This window comes from Bordetella holmesii (genome assembly GCF_020735985.1).
GTDB lineage: Bacteria > Pseudomonadota > Gammaproteobacteria > Burkholderiales > Burkholderiaceae_B > Bordetella > Bordetella holmesii.
Map to the genome: position 1 here is coordinate 1,250,186 of NZ_CP085973.1, position 17,436 is coordinate 1,267,621.

The window sequence follows — 17,436 nt, forward strand, 5'->3', positions numbered from 1 at the left end:
GGGATCAGGCAAGCGTGTCCAGTTCCAACAGGGTTTGATAGAGCACCCGCGTGCCATCGAGTAACTGCTCAGGGGTGATCCACTCTTGCGGACAATGACTGCGTCCGTCCAGACAGGGGATGAAGATCATGCCCATGGGGCCGGTCGGTGCCATGTACATGGCGTCGTGGCCGGCTCCGCTGGGCAGAGTCATGGTGTCATAGCCCAGCGAATCGGCAGCAGTGCGTACCGCTTCCATCACCAGCCTGGCGCAATCGGTCGGTTCGGCGCGCGACAGCGGTTCGGCCTGCACGGTCAGACGCAGCGCGGCCAGCTCGGGCGTCACGGTCTGTAGTACCGCCTGTGTGAAGCTGTCCAGGACGGCATTGCTGTCGCTGCGGACTTCCAGTGTCATGTCCACCCGTCCGGGCACGGCATTGGCGGCGTTGGGGGTCAGCGTCAAGCGTCCGACCGTGGCCACCACATAGTGCGGCCGGCCTGCCAGGTCGGTGGCGCGGTGGTGTGCCGCGTCGATGATGCGCGCCGCACCCACCAGGGCGTCGCGGCGGATGTCCATGGGCGTGGTGCCGGCATGGTCGGGCTGCCCGAGCACCACGATGCGCGTGCGGCGGATGCCGACGATGTTGCTGACCACGCCTATCGGCAGGCCGCGGGCTTGCAGCACAGGCCCTTGCTCGATATGCAGTTCTACGAAGGCGGCGCTGGTGTCCGGGCCGCGCAAGGCTTGGCCCAGTGCGTCTGGCCGGCCGCCCGCGCGGACGATACCTTGTGCCAGTGTTTCTCCGTCCGGATTGCAGGCAGCCAGCATATCCGCGGTCAGGTGACCGCTGATTGCGCGGCTGCCGACGCATGAGATGCCGTAGTCGCTCGGTTCTTCGGATAGGAAGTCGATGACTTCGAACGGATGGTCCAGCCGCAGGCCATGGTCTTTCAGTGTGTGGGCCACCTCAATGCCAGCCAGCACACCAATGATGCCGTCAAAACGCCCGCCCTCCAGTACGGTGTCGCAATGCGAGCCGGTCACGAGCGGCTTTTTTTTCTCGGCGTTGCGGCCGCTCATGCGTCCCACGAGATTGCCTGCGGCGTCGATATGGCTGCTCAGACCCGCGGCGTCGAATTCGGCACGCAACCAGGTGCGTGCCTGATCGAACAAGGGAGTGAACGCACGGCGGGTCCAGGGTTGGCCGGGCACGGTCATGCGCGACAGGGTCTCGATGCGCGACCAAAGACGGTCGGCATCAATAGGAGGAAAGACAGTGGTACTCATGGGCGTGGAAATTTTCGGGGCCCGAAAGGGCCGCCCGATTATGTCATAGCCGCTGCGCACTTCCTGCCCGCCGGAGGGCTGAAAATACCGGGTAAACCCTTGGTGTCGGGTGGTAAAGACACCAGAAGCTGCTTGGTTAGCCCGCATACTCCCAAGTATGATGGCCGCATCGCCCGGGGCATGGTCCGCCGGGCCACATTTTTTCGGTTCATCGAGGAATACCGGGGAATGCAGACCGGATCTTGAGGAAGAAGTACTCCTGATCGCGGTAGCCGTAGGCGCGGCGCTTGATGACTTTGATGGTGTTGTTGATGCCCTCGACGATGCTGGTGTTGAGCCGGTGGCGACAGCGAGACAGAATCCCGTGCAGATAGGCTTTTAGCTTGAGCGCGAAGTGAGCCAAGGCGGCGATGCCGCTGCCCTGAGCCTGTTGCAGCCAGTGATCCCATGCCTGGCGGGCGTAGCCGGGGTGTTGGTAGAACCACAGCTGTTTGAGCTCATCGCGCATCAGATAAGCGGTGAGCAAGGGCTGGTTGGCCTGGATCTCCAGCTCATAGGCCGTCGTCATGTCGATCGCTACGGCCCGGATCTGCTGGGCAACTCCTGTTGGCAGTTGTTCGAAGAAGGCTCTGGCCGTCTCGCGCGAGCGGCCATCACCGATCCATAGCACCTGACGGCGGATCGGATCGACAACGACCGTGGCATAACGATGGCCCTTGTGTAGAGCGAACTCGTCCATCGCTAGGTAGTGGATCTGGCTCCAGTCCGGCTCTTGGATCGCCCGTCGCAGCAGGGCCTTGTCCAGCGCCTTGACCGTGTGCCAACCCAGTTGGAAGAAGCGCGCCACGGCCAGAATGTTGCTGGACTCAAGCAACTGGCTGACCGCCTCGGCCAGCCGGTCGGTCACTCGCTGGTAACGGCCCAGCCAGCTCAGCCTCTCCAGATGCGGTCCACCGCACTGCTCGCACCAGACCCGCCGACGCGGCACTACCAGCGTCACTCGCAGCGCCATTAGCGGCAGATCCCGCACCCGGCGCGTGGTCGTCTCATGCACCTGCCGACATCGGTTGCCGCAGTGCTCGCAGTGCATCGTTCGCGCTGAAGGCTTCAGGTAAATCGTGACCGTCCGGCTCTCACCTTCAGGCCACACGACCCGCTCCACCCGATAACCTTCCCACCCACCCAACCTCTCGATCGTCTTGCGGTCCAGCATGATCCCGGCCTTGATCCTTGAAAAATCAAGGATCAAGCGTAACGGCAATCAAGCACGGCTCCACGCTATTCCGCGATGAACCATTTTTTCGCGGCGACGGCAGCGGCGCCGTGCATGCCTGTTCCGTCCCATCCTGGAGAGTTCCCGAATGACGCAAACCGCCGAGGCCAAACTGCCGCCGCTTAACGTGCCCGCTTACGTAAAACATGCGCGATTGATCGAATGGGTGCAAAGCGTGGTCGCGCTGACGCAGCCAGACCGCGTGGTCTGGTGTGATGGCACGCAAGAAGAGTATGACCGCCTGTGCGAGCAGATGGTGCCGGCCTGCACCATGCGCCGCCTCAACGCTGAGAAGCGCCCGAATTTCTATCTGGCGTGTTCTGACCCTTCCGACGTGGCGCGGGTCGAAGACCGTACCTTCATCTGCTCGCAGCGTGAGGAAGACGCCGGCCCGACGAACAATTGGGCTGCTCCGGCGCAGATGCGTGCGACGCTGCAGGGATTGTTCCAAGGCGCCATGCGGGGCCGCACGCTGTATGTCGTGCCATTTTCGATGGGCCCGCTGGGTTCGCCGATCGCTCACATCGGCGTCGAGCTCTCTGACAGTCCCTATGTCGTGGTCAATATGCGCATCATGACGCGCATGGGCCGTGCGGTATGGGATGTGCTGGGCGCTGACGGCGAATTCGTGCCGTGTGTGCATAGCGTGGGCAAGCCGTTTGCCGCCGGGCAGGCCGACGTGGCGTGGCCGTGCAACCCCGTCAAATACATCGTTCATTATCCTGAAACGCGCGAGATCTGGAGTTTTGGTTCGGGGTATGGCGGCAACGCTTTGCTGGGCAAGAAGTGTTTTGCCCTGCGTATTGCGTCGACCATGGGCCGCGACGAGGGCTGGCTGGCCGAGCATATGCTGATTCTGGGCGTGACCACGCCCAAGGGCCGTAAATACCACGTGGCGGCAGCTTTTCCGTCGGCATGTGGCAAGACCAATTTTGCGATGTTGATCCCGCCTTCGGGTATGGACGGCTGGAAGGTCACCACCATTGGTGACGACATCGCCTGGATCAAGCCGGGTGCCGATGGGCGCCTGCGTGCCATCAACCCGGAAGCCGGCTATTTCGGCGTGGCGCCAGGGACCAGCGAGAAGACCAACTTCAATGCCATGGCCACGCTCAAGGCCAATGTCATTTTCACCAACGTCGCACTGACTGACGATGGCGACGTCTGGTGGGAGGGGATGACGGATGTTCCGCCAGCGCATCTGATCGACTGGCAAGGCCAGGATTGGACTCCCGAGATCGCCCGCGAAACCGGCCGCAAGGCCGCGCACCCCAATGCCCGTTTCACGGCTCCGGCCGCCCAGTGCCCCTCCATCGACCCCGAATGGGAAAATCCGCAGGGAGTGGCCATCGATGCCTTTATCTTTGGCGGCCGCCGGTCGACCACGGTGCCCTTGGTGACGGAGGCCCGCGACTGGGTCGAAGGCGTCTACATGGCTGCCACCATGGGGTCGGAGACCACGGCGGCTGCGGCCGGCAAGCAGGGGGTCGTGCGCCGCGATCCTTTCGCGATGCTGCCGTTCTGCGGCGACAACATGGCCGATTACTTCAATCATTGGCTCTCCGTGGGTCAGCGTCTGTCTGATGCCGGTGCGAAGCTGCCGCACATCTACTGCGTCAACTGGTTCCGCAAGGGCCCGGACGGAAAATTCGTCTGGCCGGGGTTCGGCGAGAACATGCGCGTGTTGAAGTGGATGTTGGGCCGTTTGGACGGCGACGCCGGCGGCCAGGAGCAGGTCTTCGGGATTTCGCCGTCTTATGGCGACATCGACTGGACGGGGCTGGAGTTCACGCCGGATCAGTTCCAGCAGGTGATTTCCGTGGATGCGCCGGCCTGGCGCGAAGAGCTCGGCCTTCATGGCGAGCTGTTCGAACAACTCGCCCGCGGTCTGCCGCCGGCCTTGTCTAACACCAAGTCGGAAATCGAGCGCCGCCTGGTGGCTTGAGTCCTTCTGGGCGCCCACGGGCCAAGGGCGGCATAATGCCGCTCATGGCCCGCTTTCGCATTCTGGCTTCATGAGTGTCCTGACCTTGCCGCACGAGGCAGGCTATTTGTGCCTGCGCGGTGTGGCGCCTGCCGGTTTCGTGCCGGTGGACCTCTGGAGCTGCAGCGTGGCGAGTGCATCGCCATCATGGGGGAGTCCGGGGCAGGCAAGTCGCTGTTTCTGCGGCAGATCGCGGATCTGGATCCCGGCGTGGGTGAAATCTGGCTCGATGGCGTGGCGCCCAGCAGCATGCGGGGGCCAGCCTGGCGCCGCCTTGTGCGCTACTGTCAGGCGGAAGCCGGCTGGTGGGATGACGCCGTGGCCGAGCATTTTTCCGGTCCAGCCGCGCAGACCGATGCCGTGCCAGCGCTGCTCGAGGCCCTGGGTTTGCGGGCCAATATCATGCAATCGCAAGTCAGCGATCTGTCCACCGGCGAGCGGCAACGACTGGCGTTGCTGCGGGCGCTGCGCGATCAGCCTGCCGTCATGCTGCTCGATGAACCCACCGCCTCGCTGGACGAGAGCGCGACCGAGCGCGTCGAGAGGCTGATCCGCCGCTTGCTGGCGCAGGGCACGACCGCGTTGATGGTCACCCATAACCCGGCTCAGGCTCAGCGTCTGGCCGGACGGTGCTATCGAGTGCATGATCGCAGGTTGCAGCGGCTATGAACGTTCTGGCTCATCCCACCGTGCAAGGGGTGCTCACGCTACAGACGAGCGATCTGGCTATTGCGGCCTCGCTGGTGGCTTTGAGCGCAATCATTTCGCTGGTGATGCGGCTGCGTATGGAGCGCAGCATCGTGTGGGCCGCCATCCGGGCGGTGGTGCAGTTGCTGCTGGTAGGTCATATCCTGCGGGTGGTTTTTGCGTATGCGTCGGTGTGGCTGACGCTGGGGGTCGTCTTGGTCATGATGAGTCTTGCCGCGCGCGAAGTGGCGGCAAGACCTGCCGAACGCTTCAGCGGAGCCGGTAATCTGCGCATCGGTGCGCTGGCGGTGATAACCACCACCGCGGTGACCGCGATGTTCATCCTCAGTACGGCGCTGCACCCTGACCCCTGGTACGACCCCCGCTACCTGATTGCACTGGTAGGTATTGTGCTTGGCAGCGTGCTCAATGCCGCAAGTCTGGCGCTTGATGGCATGCTGGGCAACGTGCGGCGCCAACGCGCGGCGATCGAGTCCCGGATCGCGCTGGGCGCCACGCCACGCCAGGCTTTCTCGCCCCTCATGCGCGAATCCGTGCGGCGGGGGCTGGTGCCTGCCATCAATCAGATGGCGGCGGCAGGCATCATCACGCTGCCGGGCATCATGACAGGGCAGATCATTGCAGGCATGGATCCCGTCGAGGCCGTGAAGTACCAGATTCTGATTCTGTTCTTGCTGTGCGGGGCAAGTGCCCTGGCAGCGATGGGCGTAGCCTGGGCGGCTTTGCGCCGCTTGACGGATGCCCGTGGCCGTTTGCGGCTGGATCGCCTGCATGTGCGCTGAACCTGCCCGCATCCATGGCTTCGCACCCGTAGCCCGTCCAGATGCACGCATCCTTATCCTGGGGACCATGCCCGGCATGATTTCCCTTCAGCGCAATCAGTACTACGCCAACGCGCGCAATGCTTTCTGGCCCATTGCGCAGGCCTTGTTCAAGGTGGATCTTCACGCCGGCTACGACGACCGGCTGACGGCCTTGCAGGATGCCGGTGTGGCCTTGTGGGATGTGTTGTCCCAGTGTGTGCGGCCTGGCAGCCTGGATGCTGCCATCGTGGCCGAGTCCGCCGCGCCCAATGATTTCGTAGGTTTTCTGGCGCGGCATCCCTGCATCGAGGTCATCGGTCTCAATGGTGCCAAGGCTGCCCAGCTCTTCCGGCGTCATGTGGTGCCGACCTTGGCGGGCGGAGCGCGCCAGCCTCGGCTGGTGACGTTGCCGTCGACCAGTCCCGCGCATGCGGCGCAACGCTTTGACAGCAAACTGCTGGCCTGGCGCGGGCTGCTCGAGCAGGTCTGAGTTCGCACCAGGTCAGTGGAAGTTGCGGCTGCGGGCTTGCAATCCGTCTTCGTCCAGTTCGCGCAATAGCGCCGACATATCGACCAGCCGCTGGGCCACGAGGTTACGAACGCCGTCGATGTTCTGCCAGGTGCCATAGACGCCCAGCAGAACGGCACCCAGCAATTCACGGCGCTGGCGTTCGATGAGCTCGTTGCGCACCACGACATTGACTGGCCCGGTCTCATCCTCGATGGTGACGAAGATCGTGCCTTTGGCCGTCTGGGAGCGCTGGCGCACGGTGACGATGCCGCAGGCCCGCGCCAGCCGCCGGTCAGGATAGGTATTGAGAACCTCGGCAGGCTCGAATCGGCGAGCCGCCAGGTTGGCGCGTAGCAGCGCCACAGGGTGGCGGCGTAGCGTCAGGCCGGTACTGTCGTAATCGGCCACCACGGTTTGGCCTTCGCTGGGCGCAGCCAACAAGGGACGCTCGGTCTCAAGGATCGGCGCATGGTGCAGCAAATCACGGCTATGCACACCGACAGCGGACTGCCAGCGCGCCTGCCGTCTGTGCCCGGCCAGCGGACGCAGGGCATCGGCGGCGGCCAGCGCATCGAGCTCCTGGCGGTTCAGGCCGGCGCGGCGGCCAAGGTCGGCAACATCGGTAAAAGGTTGTTGCCGGCGGGCGTGCTCGATGCGTGAGCCGGCAGCTTCTTTGAGCCCTTTGATCTGATTCAAGCCAAGGCGAACGGCCGGCCTCGTCTGGCCGGCGAGGGGTTCAAAGCCCGCCTCCCAGCCACTGATGGTTATGTCTGTCGGCAGCACCACCACGCCATGGCGGCGGGCATCCTGCACCAGTTGCGCGGGTGCATAAAACCCCATGGGCTGTGAATTCAGCAGCGCAGCCAGAAAGGCTTCGGGTTCGTGGCATTTGAGCCAGGCGCTGGCATAAGCCAGCTGCGCGAAACTGGCCGCATGGCTTTCTGGGAAGCCATACTCGCCAAACCCCTCGATCTGCCGAAACAGCGCCTCGGCGAACTCCAGGCTGTAGTCGTTGGCGACCAGTCCGTTGATGAGCTTGAGGCGGAATCTATCCACGCCGCCTTTGCGCCGCCATGCCGCCATGGAGCGGCGCAACTGATCCGCTTCGCCTGGCGTGAAACCCGCTGCGGCCACGGCGATCTGCATGACCTGTTCCTGGAAGATCGGCACGCCCATGGTGCGCCGAAGCACTTCTTCTACAGCCTGTCCGGGCGAGACGATTGCCTCTTTACCTTGGCGGCGGCGCAGATAGGGGTGGACCATCCCGCCTTGAATAGGCCCTGGCCGCACGATGGCTACCTGCACCACCAGATCGTAATAGCAGCGCGGCTGCAGACGCGGCAGCATGCTCATTTGCGCGCGGGATTCGATCTGAAAGGTGCCTACCGTGTCGGCGCGGCAGATCATGTCGTAGGTAGGGGTATCGTCCGGTGGGATCTGATGCAGAGCCAGCGGCAAACCGCGCCGCTGGCCTGCCATACCCAGGGCGCGCCGCAACATCGACAGCATGCCCAGGGCCAGCACATCGACCTTCAGCAGATTGAGGGCATCGAGATCGTCTTTATCCCATTGCACGACGCTGCGGCCATCCATGGCGGCATTCTCAATGGGCACCAGACGGGAGAGTTTGCCACGCGAAATGACAAATCCTCCCGGATGCTGCGACAGATGGCGGGGGAAACCCATCAGGGTCTCGGCCAGAATGGCCCATTGCCGTGCGATGCGCGAGCTCGGATCCAGGCCGCATTGATGCAGCGTGCGCAGCATCTCTTTTTTGCCGTCCCACCATTGATGGGCGCGCGCGACCGCGTCGATGATGGCGGAATCCAGACCCAGCGCGCGCCCGGTATCGCGCAGCACACTGCGTGGCCGATAGGAGATCACCACGGCGGTCAGCGCCGCGCGCGCCCGGCCGTATTTTGCGTAGATGTACTGGATGACCTCTTCTCGGCGCTGATGCTCGAAATCCACATCGATGTCGGGCGGTTCGTTGCGCTCCTTGCTGATGAAGCGCTCAAACAGCGCATTACCGTTGCTGGGGTCTACGGCGGTGATGCCCAGGCAATAACAGACGGCCGAATTGGCCGCCGAGCCCCGGCCCTGGCAAAGAATGCCTTGTCGGCGCGCGAAACCGACGATGTCATAGACCGTCAGGAAATAGGCCTCGTATTGCAGTTCGGCAATGAGACTGAGCTCTTTTTCCAAAAGTTCGCTGACCGACTCGGGAATGCCAGCAGGGAATCGTTCGGCAGCGCCCGCATAGGTGACGCGGCGCAGATAGGAGGTGGGCGTCTCGCCTTGGGGCACGATTTCATCGGGGTATTCATAGCGGATTTCATCCAGGCAGAAGTCGCAGCGTTGCGCAATGACCTGGGTTTGGGCCAGCGCCTCGGCGGGATAGAGCCCAGCCAGACGTAGCCGCGAACGCAAGTGGCGCTCAGCGTTTGCGGCCAGGTCATAACCGCATTGCGCGACGCTGCGGCCGCTGCGGATCGCCGTCAGCGTGTCGTGCAGGGGCTTGCGCGAGCGCACATGCATGTGCACCTGGCCGATGGCCACCAGCGGCAGGCCGGCCGCTTGCGCGGCCTGTTGCACAGCGGCGCGATGCAGGTCGTCACGCGAGCGCTGCAATTGCGATAAACCCACCCAGGCGCGGCCCCTGAAGTGGCGCGCCAGCCAGTGCGCCTGTGCGGTCATCTCGGCTGGCGCTTGGCCATAGGGCGGCGTCAGAATGGCCAGGCAACCGGCAAGGCCGCGCGCAGCAGGCGTGACCAGGTCCGCGGGCCGCAGCAGATAACGGCCTTTTTCGGCACGGCTGCGGCCCAGCGTGATGAGTTCTGCCAGATTGCCATAACCCTCCTTGTCCTGGGCCAGAAGCACGAGTTCTATAGGGGCATGGTTGCCATTGTCCAGCGCCATCCGGCTGCCGATGATGAGCTGCAGGTCCGGATGCTTGGCCGCCTGAACATGCGCACGGACCACTCCAGCCAGCGAGCACTCGTCGGTGAGCGCCAAGGCGGTGTAGCCGAGCTTGGCGGCGCGCTCGACCAGTTCTTCGGGGTGCGAGGCGCCCGTCAGGAAACTGAAATTCGACAGGCAATCCAGTTCGGCATAGGCCGGCAGCGCAGAGGTAAAAAGATCGGCCACCATGCGGGTCAGGCGTATAGCCCGTGCAAAAACCAGTGCTGGCCATGTTCGCGGTACAGCCAATAACGGGCCCCGGCCTGATCCTCGGCCACAAAGTAATCGCGTTGCGTTTGTGTGGCGTCCCACCAGCCGCTTTCTATGCGCTCGGGACCGCGCAGCAGGCGCAGTGGCTGGCCTTGATAGACCGGGCGATGTGCCTGTTCGGCAAGAGCGCGGGCAGGTTCGACGAGCCAGCATGGCCGATCCAGCGGCCCGGTGGGCAGGCTGTCGCGTACGCGGACGTGATGATGGGCAGGCTGCCAGTGGTTGGCGACTTCAGGCCTGTGATCGGCTTGAGGAGCCGGTCGCCGCAGTGCCTGTGGCCCCAGACGTGCAGCCAGCAGGTCCAGCAACCGTGCATGGTCGGCGGCATTGCCGCCCGGTTCGGGAAACAAGGTGGCGCTCGCGGTCCCGGGCTCGACGGTCTCGTGCGCCGATAGCGCCACGGCGATGACCGGCGCGGCCAGTTCGAGGCGCTCGAGGCGTTCGCGCAGCAAACCAAGCAGATGACGGCTGTGCCAGACCGGCTCAGCCATGGAGAGCGTCAGCAACGATGGCGGGCAGGCACGGCGGCCGCGTTCGTGCTCGAGCGTGAGCGTGACCGCGCGCACCGCGCGCCGGCAGGCGTGCAACCAGCCACTGAGTTGCTCGGCCAGTCGGGCTGCGACATCCATGAGGGCATGGGCGTGTTCGACGTAGTCCAGGAGTTCGAGGCGCGCGTCAAAACGTGGCGGTGGCTCAAACCAGCGGTGGGCTTCGCTGGCCTGCCCATAGGCAAGGTCAAGTGCTTGCAGCAACGCCGGCCCGGCACGGCGTTGCAGGCCGCCGCGTGGCAGGGCGCGCAGGTCGGCCAGGCTGTGGCAGCCCAGGCCTTGCAACCAGGTGCCCTGGGGGTGAGCTTCGGGCAGCAGCATCAGCGGCAGCGCGTCCAGGCGGCGTGCGAGGCTGGATAGCCGCAGGGCGGGGCGGGCTGCGCCCACGGCCAGCAGCCAGGCGCCTTGGGCCGTGGGCGCAATGCCCAGCCGTCCATGCAGCCCCAGGGCGGCCAGGCTGCTGCGCACGCGGTGAGCCAGGCGAACAGGCCCGCCAAATAATTGCAGGCTGGCGCCGACATTCAGTAGCAGGGCGTCGGGTTCGCGCAAAGCCAGTTGCGGGGTGTACTGCAGCAGGGCCAGCGCGGCTTCGTGCAGGCGGCGCGTTTCGGCCTGCGGGTCGCGCAACCGCAGATCGGCACTGGGCGCCAGGGCCAGGGCGCTGGCGCGCCGCATGCCGATTTCCATGCCTGCCTGGCATGCCGCTGGCGTGAGCGCCACGATGCGTTCCTGCTCGAGGAGGGCGCCGCAGTAACCCGGCTCAGGCCACCGGGCTTGCACACTGTCCAGAGACAGATGATGGAGATGGATGGCGATCCAGAGGCGCATGAGGAGTAAAGACTTGAGCTGCCCGGTTTGGGGTACCGTCCAGCGGCAGGAAAATCGGGGTGTCGCACACCGGACCGCGGCGCTTGAGAATCTGGATGGACAGCCCGTTGGGCGCGGGCGCCAGGGCCAGGCGCAGCGGTGCGGGCGACGCATGATGCGCGGCTTGCGCCGGGCGCAATACGAAAAACAAGGTATCGCTGGCCTGCGCGGCCAGATGCAGCCGGCGCAGGGATTCGGGGCGCACCTGCGGCAACCAGCAAAGCAAGGCCGTGCAACTGGCGTGTTTGAGGATTTGTTCGGCAGCCCATAAGGCATCGCCCGGGCGCGGCGGCGCCACCCACAGCAAGCGTTCGGGAGCGAGCCGACATTGCCGCCAGGCAGCGATATGCGGCGTGAAAGGCGGCTGCACCAGCGCGATCGCACGGGCATCGTCGCGTTCGGCGATGGCCGCAGCCAGCAGGCGCACTTCACCGCTGCCCGGATGAGGCAGCAGCAGTTCGGTCAGACAACCTATGGGCCAACCGCCCTCGGGCAGTTGCGCGGACAGTTCACTGTGGCCGGTGGGCACCACGCGTGCGCTGGCCCGGGCCAGTTGCGTGGCTCGCCAAAGTGCGGGGTGGATGTGTTCGGGCGTAGGCATGGCGAAATTTCAATGACTGTATAAATATACAGTAAATCGAATCGAATGACCCATGCTGATGCGGCACCATATTAGTGCTCCATGCATGCCCCAAAAGGGGGCGCCTGGGCAGGAAAATGGGTTGACGGCGGGGCGCCTGGAGAGGGCTGCCCCGCGGCAACCTTGGCACGCTTTCTGCTTGCTCAAGGGCTGTCCGCTGTCATTCAACCTGCCTGAGGAGCCGTCATCATGGCTTACCTTCCCGAGAAGATCGTCGAGCTTTCGCGCCGCGTGGAAAAAATCTCCAACGAAAAAATATCCAGCATCGTCGACATCAACCAGCAAGCCAAATACTTATCCCTCAATGCCCGTATCGAGGCGGCGCGCTCCGGCGAGGCGGGGCGGGGGTTTGCGGTCGTGGCCAATCAGGTGCAATTCGTCTCCGAGCAAATCACCGGCATCGCCGATGCCCTGAAACAGGAGTTGGCCGGCTCCATTGCCGACCTGATCCGTATCAGCGAACACACGTTGCAGGAGATCCGTGGCTACGAAGGCAGGCGGCTAAGCGATCTGGCTTCCAACATGATAGAAACCATGGATCGCAATCTCTACGAGCGCTCCTGCGATGTCCGCTGGTGGGCCACCGACTCATCGCTGGTGGATCTGCTCAGTTCAGGGCAGGGTGAGCGCCATGCCAGCGAGCGGTTGAGCGTGATTCTGGACAGCTATACCGTCTATCTCGATCTCTGGGTAGCCGATGCCAGTGGCCGTGTGGTGGCCAGTGGCAGGCCTGGCCGCTATCCTCAAGTCATGGGTGCCGACGTTTCGCACTCCGAATGGTTCCGGCGCGGCATGGCCACGGCCAGCGGTGGCGATTACGCGGCACTGGATATTCAGTGTGAGCGCCTGCTGGGCGATGCCCAGGTCGCCTCCTATGCCACCGCGGTCCGCGCCGGGGCGGACCGCAATGGCAAACCTCTTGGCGTGCTGGGCATTTTTTTGGTTCATCGAGGAATACCGGGGAATGCAGACCGGATCTTGAGGAAGAAGTACTCCTGATCGCGGTAGCCGTAGGCGCGGCGCTTGATGACTTTGATGGTGTTGTTGATGCCCTCGACGATGCTGGTGTTGAGCCGGTGGCGACAGCGAGACAGAATCCCGTGCAGATAGGCTTTTAGCTTGAGCGCGAAGTGAGCCAAGGCGGCGATGCCGCTGCCCTGAGCCTGTTGCAGCCAGTGATCCCATGCCTGGCGGGCGTAGCCGGGGTGTTGGTAGAACCACAGCTGTTTGAGCTCATCGCGCATCAGATAAGCGGTGAGCAAGGGCTGGTTGGCCTGGATCTCCAGCTCATAGGCCGTCGTCATGTCGATCGCTACGGCCCGGATCTGCTGGGCAACCCCAGTTGGCAGTTGTTCGAAGAAGGCTCTGGCCGTCTCGCGCGAGCGGCCATCACCGATCCATAGCACCTGACGGCGGATCGGATCGACAACGACCGTGGCATAACGATGGCCCTTGTGTAGAGCGAACTCGTCCATCGCTAGGTAGTGGATCTGGCTCCAGTCCGGCTCTTGGATCGCCCGTCGCAGCAGGGCCTTGTCCAGCGCCTTGACCGTGTGCCAACCCAGTTGGAAGAAGCGCGCCACGGCCAGAATGTTGCTGGACTCAAGCAACTGGCTGACCGCCTCGGCCAGCCGGTCGGTCACTCGCTGGTAACGGCCCAGCCAGCTCAGCCTCTCCAGATGCGGTCCACCGCACTGCTCGCACCAGACCCGCCGACGCGGCACTACCAGCGTCACTCGCAGCGCCATTAGCGGCAGATCCCGCACCCGGCGCGTGGTCGTCTCATGCACCTGCCGACATCGGTTGCCGCAGTGCTCGCAGTGCATCGTTCGCGCTGAAGGCTTCAGGTAAATCGTGACCGTCCGGCTCTCACCTTCAGGCCACACGACCCGCTCCACCCGATAACCTTCCCACCCACCCAACCTCTCGATCGTCTTGCGGTCCAGCATGATCCCGGCCTTGATCCTTGAAAAATCAAGGATCAAGCGTAACGGCAATCAAGCACGGCTCCACGCTATTCCGCGATGAACCTCTTTTTTTGCATGGCGTGCCGCCGCGGCACTCAGTGTGAGCGCACGAAATTCTGATCGATTTCTTGGGGGTGATTCAAGCCCAGCAGTGCCGTGTTCCGGTGGAGCTCGGTCTTGAGAATCTGGATGGCATGTTCGACGCCGGCGCGCTGTCCAACCGTCGCGGCATAATGCATGGGCCTGCCGACAAAGACGCAGCGTGCCCCTAGCGACAGTGCCTTCAGAATATCCGTGCCGCGGCGGATGCCGCCATCCAGCATGACGGGTAGATTTGGCACTGCTGCGACAATTTCCGGCAGCATATCCAGGCCACTGACCGCTCCATCGATCTGCCTGCCACCATGATTGGATACGATGATTCCATCGCATCCGGTCTTGGCGGCCAGCAAGGCATCGTCGGGGCGCAAGATCCCTTTTATGATCAGAGGGCCTTGCCATAGACGCCTGGCGAGGGCGACGTGCGGCCAGCTCACCTTGTCGCGGCCCTGAGTGTCTCGCTCGACACGTGCCGAAATGATGGGCGCTCCGCGTTCAGCACGCCAGTTTTCAAAATGCGGCATGCCGTGACGAAAAAGGGTTTTCAGAAAAGTGGACATCAGCCAGCTCGGATGGCTCAGCCCATCCCAGGCCATTCGAAGGCTGGGCTTCAATGGCGCGCTGAATCCATGGCGGGCATAAGCTTCGGGATTGGGAGAGACGGGCAGGTCCACCGTCAACACCAGCGTGCTGAAGCCAGCGTTTCGGACCCGAGTCAACAGTGCCTGGATCCGCTCTTGTTCTGCAGGCAGATACGCCTGGAACCATGTCTGAGGGGCAGCCTGAGCCACTTCCTCCATGGGTACGAGCGAGGCGCCGCTCATGATGGCTGGCACATTGTGTTCTTGCGCGGCTTGTGCGAGGACCTTGTCCGCGCGATAGCACCACATCGCCGCCAACCCTACGGGTGCGAGGCCAAACGGCGCACTATAGGTCTGACCGAGCAACGATATGGACGAGGATCGATTCGAGACATCCGTCAGCACCTTAGGGCAGAGGTGGATTCCTGCAAATGCCTGGCGATTGGCCTCGATGGCCATCCCGTCTTCTGCGCCATGCCGGAGGTAACCGTAGAGTTGCCTGGGCAGGCGTTTCTTTGCGGCGGGTTCGAAGTCGTGCAACGACAAAAACGAAGCGGGTCTGAACATGGCCTGCCATTTATCCTAATAAATAGGATGCAAGTTTTATAATATGGCTTGCATCATCCGCAACCAGGCAGCCTTTGTCAATCGCGAAGGCAAGCGATGCGCCCGCTGGCAGGCAGGGTGTGGGCAGGTATGGGCCTGGGCAGGTGGGCGGGCAGCGAGCACGCTAGCCAGGCGAACGATGGCGATCAGACGTGGTCAGGCGGGGCAGGCCGGCCGAACGCGCGGCAAGGGCACGCAGCGCGCCGCGGCCTCGCCGGAAAAGAGGCCTCGCGCGAGCGGGCGGCGCTTAGTTACCGTCGCAATCCGCCCAGCAATTGGGGGTTTCAAACAGACGGACGCGAGACAGCCGGAGATGGTGCCCGTAGGTGTTCTGATAGTGGGGGGCAAGAATCCCGAAAATAACGGCCGCCAGGTTTTCTGCGGTAGGGATACGGTCGAGGATCACGGTCTTGTGATCGGGCAGGGAGGCCAAAAAATCGCGTACGGCGGCATCGCCTTCATAGACCAGAAAAGCATGGTCCCAGATATCGACCAGATGCGTTTTGGCGATGTGTTTGATGTCCGAGAAGTCCATCACCATACCGTTATCGGATTGGCCGGGTGCCTGGACGACGTCGCCAGTCAGCGTCAACTCCAGGACGTAACGGTGGCCGTGCAGATTGCGGCACTGGCTGCGATGATCGGGAATGCGGTGGCCGGCATCGAACTCCAGCCTGCGGGTGACGGAAATCAAGGGCGGCTCCCGCACGTGAATCGGACAATCATGGAATGCCTATGTATTTATGGGTTTGCACGCTCAGCCGCCATTGCGGATGCGCCATGCAATAAGTCACTGCCGCTTCGGTATTGGCCAGCCGCTGCGGGCCATCCATGGGCTGCAGGAAGAAATGCTCGAAATCGAGATTGGCAAATGCTTCGGGGGGCGTATCGGCTTGCGGAAACACCAGTTTGAGCTCTTGGCCGCGAGTCTGCACCACGGGTGCCTTGCCCTTGGGGCTGACGCAGATCCAGTCCACACCAGCCGGAACGGGTAGGGTGCCATTGGTTTCGATGGCGATGGTAAAGCCTTGCGCATGCACTGCCGCGATCAAGGCAGCATCGAGTTGCAACAAGGGTTCCCCTCCCGTGAAGACGACATACCTGCCGGCGGTCTCGGGGCCCCAGGTGTCAGCGAGCGTCGCAGCAAGCGCTGCAGCGTCACGGAATTTGCCGCCGCCCTCGCCGTCAGTACCGACGAAATCGGTATCGCAAAAGGTACAGGCAGCGGTTGCGCGGTCTCTTTCGCGGCCAGACCAGAGATTGCAGCCCGAAAAACGGCAGAACACCGCGGCGCGCCCAGCCTGGGCGCCTTCGCCCTGCAGCGTCTTGAAAATTTCTTTGGCGGAGTAAGTCATGAAGATCCGGGAGCCTGAGCCCAAACCGGGAAAATGCAATCTGCCATTTTACCGTCAGTGAGCGCGGGCAGCCTGTCGGGCCCGTGCGGGCCTCGTCAGCGCCGGAAAGGACAACGGCAGGGTGAGACAGGCCGGCGTGGTTAAATCTCCCTTTCAATGAGCCGGCGCATTTTCGATGTTGCACATTCAGGAATCCCTTTACCTGGACGAACGCGAACTGGATTTCGGCATGATCCGGGCGCAGGGCGCCGGTGGCCAGAACGTCAACAAAGTCGCCAGCGCCGTGCACCTGCGCTTTGACGTGCCTGCTTCGGCGCTACCTGATGAGGTCAAAGAGGCCATCCTGGCCCTGGCGGACCGTCGCATATCCAAGGACGGCGTGCTGATCATCAAGGCGCAGGCCTATCGCAGCCAGGACAAAAATCGCGCCGATGCCGTCGAACGCTTGCTGGCCTTGTTGCGCCAGGCACTCGTCAAGCACCCGACACGCCGCGCCACCCGGCCGACCATGGCATCCAAACGCCGCCGCGTGCAACGCAAGGTGCAACGTGGCGATGTAAAGCGCCTGCGAGGCCGTGTGGGTGAGGATTAGGCCACCGCCGGATAGCTGAAGAACGCGACGTGAAGCGTGTTTAGCAGCAGATGCGCCACGACGGCAGCGGCCAGGCCGCCGCGCTGATAGGCCCAGCCGTAGAACAGGCCGGCCACCGACGCCAGGGCGACCAGGCCGGGTCCGCCGGCATAGTGCGCCAGCCCGAATAGCACCGCAGTGCAGATGCAGGCCCAAGGCCCACCCAGACGGCGATTCAAGGCTGGCTGAAGATAACCGCGAAAAAAGGCTTCTTCGGCCAGGGTGACCAGCAGCGCGTTATTGATCAGCCATGCCCAGCCCGCATCCGGCCAGCCGGGTGCCCAGGCAACGGCACCAAACCACCAGGCGATACCCAGGCAGACCAGAGCGCCGGTCAGACCGGCTGCCAGGCCACTCTGCAGGCT

The 17,436-nt window shown here is 63.5% G+C and carries 16 protein-coding genes; 6 read left to right on the top strand and 10 right to left on the bottom strand.

Annotated features, from left to right (window positions below):
* Positions 1 to 4: 4 nt before the first annotated feature.
* Both LK440_RS05965 and LK440_RS05970 read right to left on the bottom strand, forming a co-directional pair.
* Positions 5 to 1,267 (bottom strand): Zn-dependent hydrolase, encoded by a 1,263-nt coding sequence (locus LK440_RS05965; RefSeq protein WP_005014271.1) that lies wholly within the window; start codon positions 1,265 to 1,267, stop codon positions 5 to 7.
* Between the two features lie 208 nt (positions 1,268 to 1,475).
* Positions 1,476 to 2,480, bottom strand: coding sequence for an ISL3 family transposase (locus LK440_RS05970; RefSeq protein ID WP_005012353.1), 1,005 nt, complete (start codon positions 2,478 to 2,480; stop codon positions 1,476 to 1,478).
* A gap of 148 nt (positions 2,481 to 2,628) precedes the next feature.
* Between LK440_RS05970 and LK440_RS05975 the strand changes: the two genes are divergently transcribed.
* The 4 genes from LK440_RS05975 (at position 2,629) to LK440_RS05990 (ending at position 6,525) form a co-directional block, all read left to right on the top strand.
* A complete protein-coding gene (locus LK440_RS05975; protein ID WP_005014269.1) occupies positions 2,629 to 4,485 on the top strand; it encodes a phosphoenolpyruvate carboxykinase (GTP) in 1,857 nt (618 codons plus the stop codon).
* A gap of 186 nt (positions 4,486 to 4,671) precedes the next feature.
* A complete protein-coding gene (locus LK440_RS05980) occupies positions 4,672 to 5,193 on the top strand; it encodes an ABC transporter ATP-binding protein (protein WP_230580943.1) in 522 nt (173 codons plus the stop codon).
* Positions 5,190 to 6,014, top strand: coding sequence for an ABC transporter permease (locus LK440_RS05985; RefSeq protein ID WP_005014265.1), 825 nt, complete (start codon positions 5,190 to 5,192; stop codon positions 6,012 to 6,014). Before LK440_RS05980 ends, LK440_RS05985 begins: the two co-directional genes overlap by 4 nt.
* Positions 6,004 to 6,525 carry a DNA-deoxyinosine glycosylase gene (locus LK440_RS05990; RefSeq protein WP_005014263.1) on the top strand — a complete coding sequence of 174 codons (522 nt, stop codon included), beginning with the start codon at positions 6,004 to 6,006 and terminating at the stop codon, positions 6,523 to 6,525. The genes LK440_RS05985 and LK440_RS05990 overlap by 11 nt, the downstream gene beginning before the upstream one ends.
* Before the next feature lie 12 nt (positions 6,526 to 6,537).
* Here LK440_RS05990 and LK440_RS05995 read toward each other — a convergent pair whose 3' ends face one another.
* The 3 genes from LK440_RS05995 to imuA are packed head-to-tail and all read right to left on the bottom strand — an operon-like array spanning position 6,538 to position 11,793.
* Positions 6,538 to 9,696, bottom strand: coding sequence for an error-prone DNA polymerase (locus LK440_RS05995; protein WP_005014260.1), 3,159 nt, complete (start codon positions 9,694 to 9,696; stop codon positions 6,538 to 6,540).
* Between the two features lie 5 nt (positions 9,697 to 9,701).
* On the bottom strand, positions 9,702 to 11,153 hold the full coding sequence (locus LK440_RS06000) for a Y-family DNA polymerase (protein WP_032954285.1): 1,452 nt from the start codon (positions 11,151 to 11,153) through the stop codon (positions 9,702 to 9,704).
* Positions 11,086 to 11,793: a translesion DNA synthesis-associated protein ImuA gene (gene imuA, locus LK440_RS06005; protein ID WP_005014256.1), complete on the bottom strand. Its 708-nt coding sequence runs from the start codon at positions 11,791 to 11,793 to the stop codon at positions 11,086 to 11,088. Before imuA ends, LK440_RS06000 begins: the two co-directional genes overlap by 68 nt.
* 228 nt (positions 11,794 to 12,021) lie before the next feature.
* Between imuA and LK440_RS06010 the strand changes: the two genes are divergently transcribed.
* Positions 12,022 to 12,831 (top strand): methyl-accepting chemotaxis protein, encoded by an 810-nt coding sequence (locus tag LK440_RS06010; protein WP_005019584.1) that lies wholly within the window; start codon positions 12,022 to 12,024, stop codon positions 12,829 to 12,831.
* Here the strand turns inward: LK440_RS06010 and LK440_RS06015 are convergent.
* From LK440_RS06015 to queE, 4 genes are all read right to left on the bottom strand, one after another.
* Positions 12,777 to 13,781: an ISL3 family transposase gene (locus LK440_RS06015; protein ID WP_005012353.1), complete on the bottom strand. Its 1,005-nt coding sequence runs from the start codon at positions 13,779 to 13,781 to the stop codon at positions 12,777 to 12,779. The genes LK440_RS06010 and LK440_RS06015 overlap by 55 nt on opposite strands.
* Before the next feature lie 113 nt (positions 13,782 to 13,894).
* Positions 13,895 to 14,938, bottom strand: coding sequence for an alpha-hydroxy acid oxidase (locus LK440_RS06020; RefSeq protein ID WP_230580942.1), 1,044 nt, complete (start codon positions 14,936 to 14,938; stop codon positions 13,895 to 13,897).
* Positions 14,939 to 15,332: 394 nt separating this feature from the next.
* A complete protein-coding gene (gene queD / locus LK440_RS06025; protein WP_005014250.1) occupies positions 15,333 to 15,779 on the bottom strand; it encodes a 6-carboxytetrahydropterin synthase QueD in 447 nt (148 codons plus the stop codon).
* 28 nt (positions 15,780 to 15,807) lie between these two features.
* A complete protein-coding gene (queE, locus tag LK440_RS06030; RefSeq protein ID WP_005014248.1) occupies positions 15,808 to 16,440 on the bottom strand; it encodes a 7-carboxy-7-deazaguanine synthase in 633 nt (210 codons plus the stop codon).
* 175 nt (positions 16,441 to 16,615) lie between these two features.
* Here queE and arfB point away from each other — a divergent pair, with 175 nt between their 5' ends.
* Positions 16,616 to 17,032, top strand: coding sequence for an alternative ribosome rescue aminoacyl-tRNA hydrolase ArfB (gene arfB / locus LK440_RS06035; protein WP_005014247.1), 417 nt, complete (start codon positions 16,616 to 16,618; stop codon positions 17,030 to 17,032).
* Here arfB and LK440_RS06040 read toward each other — a convergent pair.
* Complete coding sequence (locus LK440_RS06040) at positions 17,029 to 17,433, bottom strand: CPBP family intramembrane glutamic endopeptidase (protein ID WP_319946468.1); 405 nt, start codon at positions 17,431 to 17,433, stop codon at positions 17,029 to 17,031. The genes arfB and LK440_RS06040 overlap by 4 nt on opposite strands.
* Between the last annotated feature and the right edge of the window lie 3 nt (positions 17,434 to 17,436).